Genomic DNA, 11,710 nt, shown 5'->3' on the forward strand with positions numbered 1-11,710 from the left:
GGGCGGGGTTGTCGGCCGCCGGTGTTTCACGTGAAACCGTCGGGCGGGGGGCCGTGTTTCACGTGAAACGCGGCGGCACCGCATGAGAGCGGCGGGTCAGCGGACCGGAACGAGCTCCGGGTCCTCGCGGAGCTTGACCAGGGCACGGGAGACGGCGCTCTTGACCGTGCCGACCGACACGCCCATCACGGCCGCGGTCTGCGCCTCGGTCAGGTCCTCGTAGTAGCGCAGCACGACCATGGCGCGCTGCCGGTCCGGCAGCCGGGTCACCGCGCGCCACATCGCGTCCCGCAACGCCTGGGCCTCGGCCGGGTCGGTCGCCGGCAGGACCTCCGCCTCGGGGAGCTCGTCGCATACGAACTCGTCGACCTTGCGCTTGCGCCACTGCGAGGTGCGGGTGTTCACCAGGGCCCGGCGGACGTAGCCGTCCAGGGCGCGGTGGTCCTCGATGCGGTCCCAGGCGGTGTACGTCTTGGCAAGGGCCGTCTGGAGGAGGTCCTCGGCGTCGCACGGGTTCGGCGTGAGGGAGCGCGCGGTACGCAGCAGGGCCGTGCCCCGGCTCCGGACGTACGCCGAGAACGACGGGTACGGCGTCGGGTTCGAGGCGAGCGGGCACACAGGCGTGGTCATGACTCCACGCTAGGAGCGGGTACCGCCGCACGGATCGGCCCCAGGTGCCGAAGGGGGGTCCGCCTCAAGTTGTAGGGGTGGGGACGGCCCGACCTCCTGAAGGTGGACGGACGCCCGGGACCGGCTCACGCGTCGCTGCCGAGGATCAGGCCGGAAGTCGGAACCCCGGTCCCGGCGGTGACCAGCACCCGGGCGGCTCCGGGGACCTGGTTGACGGAACTGCCGCGCAGCTGGCGGACCGCTTCGGCGATGCCGTTCATGCCGTGCAGGTACGCCTCGCCCAGCTGGCCGCCGTGCGTGTTGAGCGGCAGCGCGCCGGCGGCAACGAAGTCGGCGGCCTCCCCGGGCTTGCAGAAGCCGAACTCCTCCAGCTGCATGAGCACGAACGGCGTGAAGTGGTCGTAGAGGACGGCAACGTCGATGTCCGCGGGCCGCAGCCCGCTGGTGCGCCACAGCTGGCGGGCGACCACGTCCATCTCGGGGAGGCCGGTGAGGTCGTCGCGGTAGAAGGAGGTCATGCCCTCCTGGCGGCGCCCTGCGCCCTGGGCGGCCGCGGTGATCACGGCGGGGCGGTGGCGCAGGTCCCGGGCCCGTTCGGCGGTGGTGACGACGACCGCCTGGCCGCCGTCCGTCTCCTGGCAGCAGTCGAGCAGCCGCAGCGGCTCGGCGATCCAGCGGGAGGCCGCGTGGTCGGCGAGGGTGATGGGCCGGCCGTGGAACCAGGCGGCCGGGTTGTTCGCGGCGTGCCGGCGGGCGGTGACCGCGACGTGCCCGAAGGCCTCGGGGGTGAGGCGGTGGACGTGCAGGTAGCGGCGGGCCGCCATGGCCACCCAGGAGGCCGGGGTGAGCAGCCCCCACGGCAGGGACCAGCCGAGGGCGGCGCCCTCGGCCGACGGCTCGCGCTGCTGGACGCCCGAGCCGAAGCGGCGGCCGGAGCGCTCGTTGAAGGCGCGGTAGCAGACGACGACCTCGGCGACGCCGGCCGCGACGGCGAGAGCCGCCTGCTGGACCGTGGCGCAGGCGGCTCCGCCGCCGTAGTGGATGCGCGAGAAGAAGGAAAGCTCGCCGATGCCCGCGGCCTGGGCAACCGTGATCTCGGGGCTGCTGTCCATGGTGAAGGTGACCAGGCCGTCGACGTCTGCGGGGGCGAGGCCGGCGTCGTCGAGGGCGGCGTGCACGGCCTCGACGGCGAGTCGGAGCTCGCTGCGGCCGGAGTCCTTGGAGAACTCGGTCGCGCCGATGCCCGCGATGGCCGCGCGGCCGCCGAGCAGGTCGCGGGTGCGCAGGCTCATGGCGCTCCTCCGGGGATGCCGCCGGCCGGCGGCGGGGCGGGCAGGGCCACCGTGACCGTGCCGGTGACGTGGTGGCCGATGCCGTTCGCGCCGACGACACGGATCTCCAGTGTGTCCCCGTCCGCGGCGGTGACGGTCCCGGTCAGGGTCATGGTGTCGCCGGGGTGGTTGGGGGCGCCGAGGCGGATCGCGACCTTGCGGAGTACCGCCCGGGGGCCGAGCCGGTCGGTGATGTACCGGCCGACGAGTCCGTTGGTGGTGAGGATGTTCATGAAGATGTCGGGGGCGCCCTTCTCGCGGGCGAGGTGGGCGTCGTGGTGGACGTCCTGGTAGTCGCGGGAGGCGACGGCGCCGGCGACGATCAGGGTGCGGGTGATCGGGATCTCCAGCGGGGCCAGCGTGTCACCGACGTTCATGCGCGCTCCTCCTCGGCTGCACCTGCCCGGGCGTGCGGGCGCCGCCGGCGGCGGCCGCACGCCCGGGGTCGTCCTCGGGGCGGGCGAGCAGGTCGCCCAGCTCGGCGAGCAGTTCGCCGCCGCAGCCGAGGTAGGCGTCCAGTTGCCGCCCCCACAGGAAATGCCGGTGGACGGGGTGTTCCAGGTCGGCGCCGGCCCCGCCGTGCAGGTGCTGCCCCGCATGTACGACCCGCTTGCCGGCCTCCGAGGCCCACCAGGCCGCCGTCAGGGCGTGTTCGTCCGCCGGGAGGCCCTCGTCGATCCGCCAGGCCGCCTCGTAGGCGGTGACCCGGATCGCCTCCGTGTCCATGTGGGCGTCCGCCGCCCGCAGCAGCACGCCCTGCTTCGCGGCCAGCGGCCGCCCGAACTGCTCCCGGGTGGTGGCGTGTTCCACGGCGCGGGCCAGGGATCCCGCGCAGACCCCGGCCTGCAGGCCGGCGAACGCGGTACGGGCGGCGGCGAGGACCGCGGCGTACGCGTCCGGACCGGCGCCGAGCCGCTCCGCCGCGGCGCCGGACAGGGTGAGCCGGCCCGCCGACCAGGGGGCCGTCGTCTCCACCGGCTCGGCCTCCGCACCGGGCTCGTCCGTCCGTACGAGCCACAGGACCCGGTCGGCGTCCGGGACGAGGACGTGGGTGGCATCGCGCAGCCACGGCACCCACGGGACGGATCCGGTCAGCCGGCCGCCGGGGGCGGCCGTGACGCGGCCGCGGTCCGGGAAGGCCCCGGTGGCCACCGCCTCGCCCGTGCCGAGGGCGGGCAGCAGGCGCCGCCGCTGCTCGGGGGTGCCGTGCGCGGCGAGGGGGAGGACTCCGTAGGCGCAGGTGGCGGCGTACGGGACCTGGGCGGTGGTGCGGCCCTGCTCCTCCAGGACGAGGACGAGGCCGAGCAGGCCCGTGTCCTCGACGGCGGCGACCAGCCCGCAGTCGCAGAGCGCCTTCCACAGCTCGGCGTCGCTTCCGGTGCCTGCGGCGGCGAGGCGCTCGGGAGTGGACAGGTCGCGGAAGACGCGGGCGGCGAGCGCGGCCGCGGCGGCCTGCTCCTCTCCGGGGCGGAAGTCCATCAGGCCTCGCTCCCTCCTCGGAAGACCGGCAGCTCCAGGTCCTCGTCGACCCGGAGGAACTCCAGGCGGACGGGCATGCCGATGCGGACCCGGTCGTGGGGGACTCCGGTGATGTTGGTGATCATCCGTACGCCTTCGGCGAGTTCGACGAGGGCGACCGCGTAAGGCGGGTCGAACGCCGGGAAGGGCGGGTGGTGCATGACGACGTGGCTGAAGACGGTGGCCTCGCCGCAGGCCTGCACGGTGTCCCACTCCAGACTCGCGCAGGCGTTGCAGCCGGGCAGCCAGGGGAAGCGCGGCGTTCCGCAGCCGTCGCACCGCTGGATCAGCAGCCGGTGCTGCCGGACGCCTTCCCAGAACCCGGCGTTGTCCCGGTTGATCACCGGCCGCGGACGTGCGGCCTTCGGCTCGGTCCGCGCCGGGGCGTACTTGAGGATCCGGAAGCGGTGGGTTCCGGCCGGTTCGCCGCCGGCGAGCACGTCCATGCGCGTGGTCACGAAGTGGCCGGTGCCCAGGCGGGTGGTCTTGCGGGGGGACACGGACTCGATGACCGCGTCGAAGGTGACGGTGTCGCCGGGCCGCAGCGGGCGCAGGTACTCCTGTTCGCAGTCCGTGGCGACGACGGAGGTGCAACCGGCGGCGTCGAGGAGGGCGAGGAGTTCGTCGTAGGCTTCCGAGCGGCCGCCGTGGCCGGAGAGGCCGCCCATCGTCCAGGCCTGCAGCATGGTGGGCGGGGCGACGGCGTCTGGTCCCGTGTAGGCCGGGTTGGTGTCGCCCATCGCCTCGCACCAGTGGCGGATCATCACCGCGTTGACGGGGTCCTTGCCCCGGCCCCCGGTGACGGCGGGCAGGCCCTCGAAGGCCTTGAGGCGCGCGAGGAGGCGGTCCGCCTCCGGCTCGGCGCGGTCCGCCCCGGTCACCGCTTCCCGCCCCGCATGCCGAGCCGCATCACGGCGACGATCTCCCGCTGCACCTCGCTGACGCCGCCGCCGAAGGTGTTGATCTGAGCGGCCCGGTTCAGCCGCTCCAGCTCGCCGCCGGCGAAGGCGCCGGGCTCGCCGCCGCGCAGGAAGGCCTCCTCGCCGACGGCCTCCTGGCACATCCGGTACACCTCGACGGCCGCCTCGGTGCCGAGGAACTTGACGCCGGCGGCATCGCCCGGGGCGAGGGTGCCGGCCCCGACGTCCTGGACGAGCCGCCAGTTGAGCAGCCGGAGCGCGGCCAGCCGGGCGTGGGCCTCCGCGAGCCGGGACCGCACCCACGGCCGGTCGGCCGGCCGCTCCCCGGTGGCCGGATCCGCGGTGCGGGCGTACCGCAGCGCGGATCCGAGGAACTCCTCGGCCTGCATGCCGATGGCGGCCAGGGCGACGCGCTCGTGGTTGAGCTGGTTGGTGATCAGCCGCCAGCCGCCGTTCTCGGGGCCGACGAGGTTCCCGGCGGGCACCCGCACGGAGTCGTAGTACGTGCACGTCGTCATGAGGCCGCCGACCGTCTCGACCGGCGTCCAGGAGAAGCCGGGGGCGGAGGTGGGGACCAGGATGATCGATATGCCCTCGTGCCTCGGCGCGCCGGGGTCGGTGCGGCAGGCCAGCCAGATCCAGTCGGCGTGCTGGGCGTTGGAGGTGAAGGACTTCTGCCCGTCGATCACCCAGCCGTCCCCGTCGCGGACGGCTCGGGTCTGCAGGGCGGCAAGGTCGGTCCCGGCACCGGGCTCGGTGTAGCCGATCGCGAAGACGGCCTCGCCGGCGAGGATTCGGGGCAGGAACCGGTCCTTCTGCTCCCGGGTGCCGTATGTCATCAGGGTCGGCCCGACGGTGTTCAGGGTGACCATCGAGACGGGCGCCCCCGCCCGGTATGCCTCGTCGAAGAACACGAACTGCTCGTCCGCGCCGCGGCCGCGGCCGCCGTACTCGACTGGCCAGCCGATGCCGAGGAGGCCGTCCGAGCCCATGCGCCGCAGCAGGGCGCGGCGCGCCTCCGGGTCGGCAGGAGGGCCGTCCGGCAGGAGGTCCTGGAAGTAGGCGCGCAGCTCGGCGCGGAGCCACAACTGCGCTGCCGTCGGGGCGAGGTGCACGGTGCAGGCCTCCCGGCGTCACGACGTCCGCAGAAAACTGACTGTCCGTCAGATTTGCTGCGGCTGTCAAGGCTCGGGACGCCGCGGGCCCCCGCCGCGGACGCAAAAGGGCCGCTCCGTCCGGAAACCCCACCGTCTCCCGGCCCGGCGGCCCCACACACCCCGGGCGGAACGCGCCCTACGCTGCCCGCGCGAACCCCTCCTGCCGCGCCCGCACGGCCGACGACCACCGCACGGCCGGCACCCCGCCGCACGCACCGCCGACGGCGGCGGCAGAACCGGCGGCCCCACCCTCGTCCGCGGAGGGCGTCCCGACCCGCGCACCAGCCGCGGCGCCGGCGGCGGACCGGCGGACGGAGGGGGACTTGCCGTGGGCCTCGGCGCGGATCCGCTGCTTGATCGTCGGCGGAAGCGCCGCACCCCGCACCCCTGCCGGGCACGCCCGCCGCACCCCCGGGACGGCCGCCGGGCCCGGGACCACCGCGGTGGCCCACACCGGCGCCTCACCGACGCGGACCGCGGCCGCGGCGGCCTTGCCGCGGCGGAAGCCGAAAGCGGCGAGCACCGCGAGGAGCAGGGCGGTGAACACGGTCCACACGGAGCGGGCGGCAATGCGCTGAGCCATGACGGGGTGCCTCGTTTCGCGATGTTCCGACGGGCGGATCTGCATACATTCGACATGATGTGTCCGCAACCGCACGCCGGCCCCGCCCCGCGCCGATCGTCCGACAAACACCACCCGAACGCACCAGAGCACGAAAAGGGGCGCCCCGTATCGGGGCGCCCCTTCAAGGCCGGCGCGATGGCCGTGGTGCGGTGGGTGTGGGATTTGAACCCACGGTGGCTTGCGCCACGACGGTTTTCAAGACCGTTCCCTTAGGCCGCTCGGGCAACCCACCTGGCCGGTACAGAGTACCGGGAGGCGGGAGGCACCGGGGTCAGGAATTCTGGGCCTTGTCGTAGACGGCCTTGGCCTCGTTGCCGAAGTACGGGCCGAACATGCGGTTCGGCAGGAAGGCGTAGCCGAAGCTGTTCACCGACACCTGGGTGCCCAGACCGGTGGCCTCGTCGAAGTCCTGGAACCAGGGGCCGCCGCTGGATCCGCCCGTCATGTTGCAGCCCAGGCTGTGGTCCTTGGTCAGCAGGAAGTCCTTTCCGCTGTTGCCGCTGCAGTAGACCAGCTTCGAGCCGTCGTACGGCGACGCGGCCGGGAAGCCGAAGGCGTACATCCTCTTGTTGTAGGCGCCGTTGAACAGCAGGCCCTGGGCCCCGACGACCTGGCTGAGCTTCTGGCCGTTCAGCGGGGCCACGACGGCCAGGCCGACGTCCATGTTCATGTCCTCGCTCGCCGCCCACTTGTCCGTCGCGAAGGTCTGCGTGGCCGTCCACTGACCGTAGGGCGCGTTCCCGTTGTCGTAGCCGGGGACGAAGATCCAGTTCGTGTGCCAGGAGCCCTGGTACTTCACGCAGTGGCCGGCGGTCATCACCGTGCTGCCGTTGGCGCTGGTCACGGAGTCTCCGGAGCAGGAGGCCGTCCGTCCGCCGAACGTGAAGAACACCCGGCCGGAGGTCTTCACCACCGCTCCGCCCCCGGTCCACGGACCCCCCGCCTGGGGGAAGGCGGTCGGCGCGACCGCGGCGGGCGCCGCCGAGGCCGGCGTCGGAGCGATCAGCGTGGGGCGCTCCGACGAGGCGGCCGGAGTGCGCCGCGCCGTCCCGGGCGCCGCCACCGCGTCCAGCGGGACGGCGCTGCGCATCCGTTCGGCGGTCCAGAAGCCCTCGGTGTGCCGCTGGCGGAACGAGGCGGGGCCCTCGGCGGCGGCCGCGGGGGCGGCTCCCGTCAGAGCGCCCGCGATCAGGGCGCCCGCGGCCAGGAGGACGGATGCTGCCGTGCGATGACGATTCACGCAGACTCCTTCTGCCGTGCCCGGTCCGGCGGGGGCCGGGCAGGGTGGGGGTGAAGAGCTGTCGGTGCGGATCGGCCGCAGGGTCGCACGCGCGGCGCGAGAAGTCAGGAGGCAGTCGGAACGTTCGGTCGGATCCGGCCGGCATTTGGCCGACTCCCGTCCGTCCCCCAGGTCACACGGTCAGCAGGACACCTGCGTACGAGACGCCCGCGACCACCACCCACGCGGCCAGCCCGAGAAGTGCGGCCCGGCCCCCGGTCCGCGCCAGGGAGGGAAGGTCCACGGCGCTTCCGAGCCCGAACAGGGCTGCGGCGAGCAGCAGTTCCTGCGCCGTGTGCGCCCAGTCCAGGGCCGCTGCGGGGAGGACACCGGTGGCGCGCAGCGCGGCCGCCGCGAGGAAGCCGGCCACGAACAGCGGCACCGGGGCGGGCCGGCGCCCCGACTCCGTGCGCGCTCCGCGGCGCCGGGCCCGCAGCGAGAACGCGACGGCCGCCACCAGCGGGGCCAGGAGCGCCACGCGCATCAGCTTGACGAGGACGGCTTCGCCGAGGGCGTCCGGGCCGGCGGTCTGGGCGGTGGCCACCACCTGGCCGACGTCGTGGACGCTCGCGCCGACCCAGCGCCCGAAGGCCTCGTCGGCCAGTCCCAGGGGGTCCTGGAGGAGGGGGAGCACCGCAATGGCGAGCGTGCCGCACAGGGTCACCAGCGCGACGGATGCGGCGACGTCCTCCTCGTCGCTGCCCGACACCTGGCTCACGGCGCCGATCGCCGAGGCCCCGCATATCGAGTATCCGGTGGCGATGAGCAGCGGCTGGTCGCCGGGCAGGCCGAGCCTGCGGCCCAGCCACACCGTGCCGAGGAACGTGGCCGCGACCACGCACGCCACCATCGCCACCGTGGCCCAGCCAAGCCGGAACACCTGGTCCAGACCGAGTCCGAGGCCCAGCAGCACGATGCCGATCCGCATCAGCCGCCGGCCGGCCAGCGAGAGCCCCGGCCGCGCGACTCCGCGCACGGTGTGCCGCAGGCCGGGGAGGTGCCCCGCGGCGATACCGAGGACGACCGCGGCCGTCAGCATCGGAATGCCCGGCAGCAGCCGGTGCACGCACCACGCCGCCCCGACGCCGCCTGCGGCCATGGCCAACCCCGGCCAGGGGGAGGGGGTTTCACGTGAAACAATCCGGCGGCCGGGCCGGTCCGCCGCCCGGACCGGGCGGTTGAGCAGGGCCATCAGTCGACGGGGAGCGTGTAGACGCGGCGGACGCTGCTGCCGAGCCGGGCGACGTCGGCGCCGTAGACGTGGATCGAGATCGCCTTCGTACCGCAGGAGTTGCGGACCTTGTGGATGTCCCCGGGCGGGGCGAACCCGCAGACGTCGCCCACGCCGTTGACGACCGTCTCGGTGGCCACGAGGCGCGCGGCGGACGTCGCGGTGGCGGGCACGAGCCGGTAGCGGAGCTCGCCCTCCTGGCCCTGGTGAACCCCTGCCACGCACCAGGAGACGTGGTCGTGGACGGTCGTCTCCTGACCGGGCAGCCACACCAGTGCCACCACCGAGAAGCTGCCGTCCGGCTCGGCGTGCAGCACGTGCTGGCGGTAGCGGTCCTGGCTGCCCTCGCACTGCTCGGGGGCCAGCAGATCGGGCGCCCCCAGGTGCGGGGCCACGCGCTCGCACACCTGCTGGGCGGTCTGCTCCGGGGTGAGGCCCCGGTCGACGACGGTGCGTATCTCACGGACGAGGGCGGCCATCCTCGTGGTCGTGCGGGCCGGCGCGGTGGTGGTCATACAGGCAGCGTCGAGGCGCCGACCCATCACGTCCAACGACAGTTCTCACCCGAAAACCCAACCGGCGCTTATGGATCGGCCCGCCCATGCACCTCCGGTCCCGACCGGGGAGGCTGCTCCGGTCGGGACCGGGGCGGCAGCGTCAGCAGCCGACGCGGTTCGACGCCACCGCCTTGAGGACGTCCAGGGCCACCGCCGTCGCGGGGATCCTCAGGTGGTCTCGGTAGACGTACGCGGCGATGTGGCGCCGGGCGGCCGGCTGGAGGGCGCGGCCGCAGACCCTGGCCAGGGAGAGCGACGGCAGCACGAGGGCGGGCATCATGGCGACGCCGAGCCCCTGCCCGACCATGCTCTGCACCACCAGGTTGTCGTCGGTGGCGAACCGGATGTCGGGGACGAAGCCGAGCTCGGCGCACTCGTGCAGCAGATTGGCACGGCAGCGCGGACAGCCCGCGATCCAGCGCTCCTCCGCGAGGTCGGCGAGGTGGACGGCCCGGCGCCGGGCCAGCGGGTGCCCGGTGGGCAGCAGCACCGTGAGCTGGTCCTCCATCAGCCTGATCTCCGCCACCTCGTCGGGAAGCTCCTCGTGCAGGCCGGGATAGGTGAAGGCCAGGGTGATGTCGCACTCGCCGCGCTCCAGCCGCCGCAGCGACTCCGGCGGCTCGCACTCGAGGAGTTCGACCTGTATGCCCGGGTGGTCCTTGGCCAGGCTGCTGAGGGCCTCCGGTACGAGCGTGGCGTTGGCGCTGGGGAAGCCGCAGAGCCGTACCCGGCCCGTGCGCAGCCGGGCGTACGCCTTGAGCTGGGACTCCGCGGCGGTGAGGGTGCCGAGGATGGATTCGGCGTGCCGGGCGAGGGACTTCCCGGCCTCGGTGAGCTGCATCGTGCGGCCGACCCGGGTGAAGAGCGGGGTTCCGGCGGCCCGTTCGAGCGCCTTCATCTGCTGTGTGACCGCCGGCTGCGTGTACCCGAGGGCGCGGGCGGCTGCCGAGTAGCTGCCGGCGGCGACGACCTCGTGAAACGTGCGTATGTGCCGCGAATCGAACACAGCGAAAGCATAAGCGGACGTTGGGAGGGGCCGTAGGCGGATTCCCGCCCGCGGCCCCTCCCCATCCGGCCAGTCCGGTCCGGCTGCCGGCCGCCGGACGGACGTCGCCCGGCCCCGGCCCCGGCCCCGGTGTGGTGCGCCTACTTGTCGCCGACGCGCGAGCCGAGCGTGATGTCCACGGTGCTCGGCTTGCCCTCGCGCAGGTAGGTCAGCTTCACCACGTCGCCCGGCTTGTGCGTCCAGATCTCGCTGATGAGGGTCGGACCGCTGTCGATCGGCCGGTCCCCGAACCGGGTGATGATGTCGCCGGGCCGCAGGCCGGCCTTGCCCGCGGGGCCGTTGGGGTCGACCAGCTCGTTGGCCGGGGCGCCCTGCTCGGAGATCTTCGCGCCGTCGACCTTGGACTGGAGGTCGACGGAGACGGAGATCACCGGATAGACCGGCTTGCCCGTCTTGATCAGCGACTCGGCGACGTTCTTCGCCTGGTTGATCGGGATCGCGAAGCCGAGGCCGATCGAGCCGGCCGGCGCACCGAGGCCGCCGCCGCCCGCCGACTGGATCGCGGAGTTGATGCCGATCACCGCACCGCGGCTGTCGAGCAGCGGGCCTCCGGAGTTGCCGGGGTTGATCGAGGCGTCCGTCTGGAGGGCGCTCATGTACGAGTTCTTGGCGCCGGAGCCGTCACCCGAGGCGACGGGGCGGTCCTTGGCGCTCACGATGCCGGTGGTGACCGTGTTGGACAGGCCGAAAGGCGCACCGATCGCGATGGTCGCGTCGCCGACGGCGACCTTGTCCGAGTTGCCCAGCGGCAGCGGCTTCAGGCCGGCCGGCGGGTTCTTCAACTTGATCACGGCGACGTCGTACCCCTGGGCGCGGCCGACGACCTCGGCCTCGTACTTCTTGCCGTCGGAGAAGGTCGCGGAGAGCCGGCCGCCGTTGGCGGCGGAGGCGACCACGTGGTTGTTGGTGAGGATGTGGCCCTGCTGGTCGTAGACGAAGCCGGTGCCGGTGCCGCCCTCGCCGTCGCCGCCGCCCGCGGAGGCCTGGAGCGTGACCACGCTGGGCAGCGCGCCGGCCGCCAGGCCGGCGATGGAGCCGGGCTCGCGCTTGAGGTCCTTGGGGGTGTTGCCCGCGGTGATCGTCGTCGAGCCGAAGCCGCTGTCGTTGCGTTCGGCGGCCCAGTAGCCGACACCGCCGCCGACACCGCCCGCGAGGAGGGCTGCCGCCAGCACCGCGGCGACCAGGCCGCCCTTGCCGGGGCGCTTGGCCGGTGCGGCCCCGTCGTGCGGGAACGCGCCCCAGCCGGCGCCGTGCCCGCCGCCCGCGCCGTACGCGGGGACCGCGGGCGGCGGGGGCGGCCAGCCGCCCGCTCCGTGCGCGGACTCGCCCGGGTGCGGGGCGGGGGTCTGCGGGTAGGCGTACGCCGCCGCAGCCGGGGCCTGGTGCGGCGCGGGCG

Annotated in this window: 12 protein-coding genes and 1 tRNA gene; all 13 read right to left on the reverse strand. The window is 74.0% G+C overall.

Translation table 11 applies throughout. From position 1 onward, the window contains the following. Positions 1–96: 96 nt before the first annotated feature. Complete coding sequence (locus tag EF903_RS19420; protein WP_125544885.1) at positions 97–630, reverse strand: SigE family RNA polymerase sigma factor; 534 nt, start codon at positions 628–630, stop codon at positions 97–99. A gap of 125 nt (positions 631–755) precedes the next feature. Continuing rightward, on the reverse strand, positions 756–1,922 hold the full coding sequence (locus EF903_RS19425) for a lipid-transfer protein (RefSeq protein WP_125544887.1): 1,167 nt from the start codon (positions 1,920–1,922) through the stop codon (positions 756–758). Further along, complete coding sequence (locus tag EF903_RS19430) at positions 1,919–2,338, reverse strand: MaoC/PaaZ C-terminal domain-containing protein (RefSeq protein ID WP_125544889.1); 420 nt, start codon at positions 2,336–2,338, stop codon at positions 1,919–1,921. Before EF903_RS19430 ends, EF903_RS19425 begins: the two co-directional genes overlap by 4 nt. Then, a complete protein-coding gene (locus EF903_RS19435; protein ID WP_125544891.1) occupies positions 2,325–3,440 on the reverse strand; it encodes an acyl-CoA dehydrogenase family protein in 1,116 nt (371 codons plus the stop codon). Before EF903_RS19435 ends, EF903_RS19430 begins: the two co-directional genes overlap by 14 nt. Beyond that, on the reverse strand, positions 3,440–4,360 hold the full coding sequence (locus EF903_RS19440; RefSeq protein ID WP_125544892.1) for a bifunctional MaoC family dehydratase N-terminal/OB-fold nucleic acid binding domain-containing protein: 921 nt from the start codon (positions 4,358–4,360) through the stop codon (positions 3,440–3,442). The genes EF903_RS19435 and EF903_RS19440 overlap by 1 nt, the downstream gene beginning before the upstream one ends. Beyond that, the gene (locus tag EF903_RS19445) at positions 4,357–5,514 is read right to left on the reverse strand and encodes an acyl-CoA dehydrogenase family protein (protein WP_125544893.1); all 1,158 of its coding nucleotides are present in this window, start codon (positions 5,512–5,514) and stop codon (positions 4,357–4,359) included. The genes EF903_RS19440 and EF903_RS19445 overlap by 4 nt, the downstream gene beginning before the upstream one ends. Positions 5,515–5,692: 178 nt before the next feature. Next, positions 5,693–6,139 carry a DUF6344 domain-containing protein gene (locus tag EF903_RS19450; RefSeq protein WP_125544894.1) on the reverse strand — a complete coding sequence of 149 codons (447 nt, stop codon included), beginning with the start codon at positions 6,137–6,139 and terminating at the stop codon, positions 5,693–5,695. A gap of 189 nt (positions 6,140–6,328) precedes the next feature. Beyond that, positions 6,329–6,413 (reverse strand) — tRNA-Ser (locus tag EF903_RS19455). A gap of 39 nt (positions 6,414–6,452) precedes the next feature. Next, positions 6,453–7,421 carry a serine protease gene (locus EF903_RS19460; RefSeq protein WP_125544895.1) on the reverse strand — a complete coding sequence of 323 codons (969 nt, stop codon included), beginning with the start codon at positions 7,419–7,421 and terminating at the stop codon, positions 6,453–6,455. A gap of 172 nt (positions 7,422–7,593) precedes the next feature. Further along, the gene (locus tag EF903_RS19465) at positions 7,594–8,652 is read right to left on the reverse strand and encodes a YeiH family protein (RefSeq protein WP_125544896.1); all 1,059 of its coding nucleotides are present in this window, start codon (positions 8,650–8,652) and stop codon (positions 7,594–7,596) included. After that, the gene (locus EF903_RS19470; protein ID WP_125544899.1) at positions 8,652–9,206 is read right to left on the reverse strand and encodes a cysteine dioxygenase family protein; all 555 of its coding nucleotides are present in this window, start codon (positions 9,204–9,206) and stop codon (positions 8,652–8,654) included. The genes EF903_RS19465 and EF903_RS19470 overlap by 1 nt, the downstream gene beginning before the upstream one ends. A 142-nt stretch (positions 9,207–9,348) precedes the next feature. After that, complete coding sequence (locus EF903_RS19475; protein ID WP_125544901.1) at positions 9,349–10,254, reverse strand: LysR family transcriptional regulator; 906 nt, start codon at positions 10,252–10,254, stop codon at positions 9,349–9,351. A gap of 140 nt (positions 10,255–10,394) precedes the next feature. Next, positions 10,395–11,710, reverse strand: a 1,316-nt coding sequence (locus tag EF903_RS19480) for a S1C family serine protease (RefSeq protein ID WP_125544903.1), incomplete at its 5' end; no start/stop codon positions are given.

Origin of the sequence: Streptomyces sp. WAC05292 (genome assembly GCF_003949955.1) — a bacterium.
Lineage (GTDB): Bacteria > Actinomycetota > Actinomycetes > Streptomycetales > Streptomycetaceae > Streptomyces > Streptomyces globosus.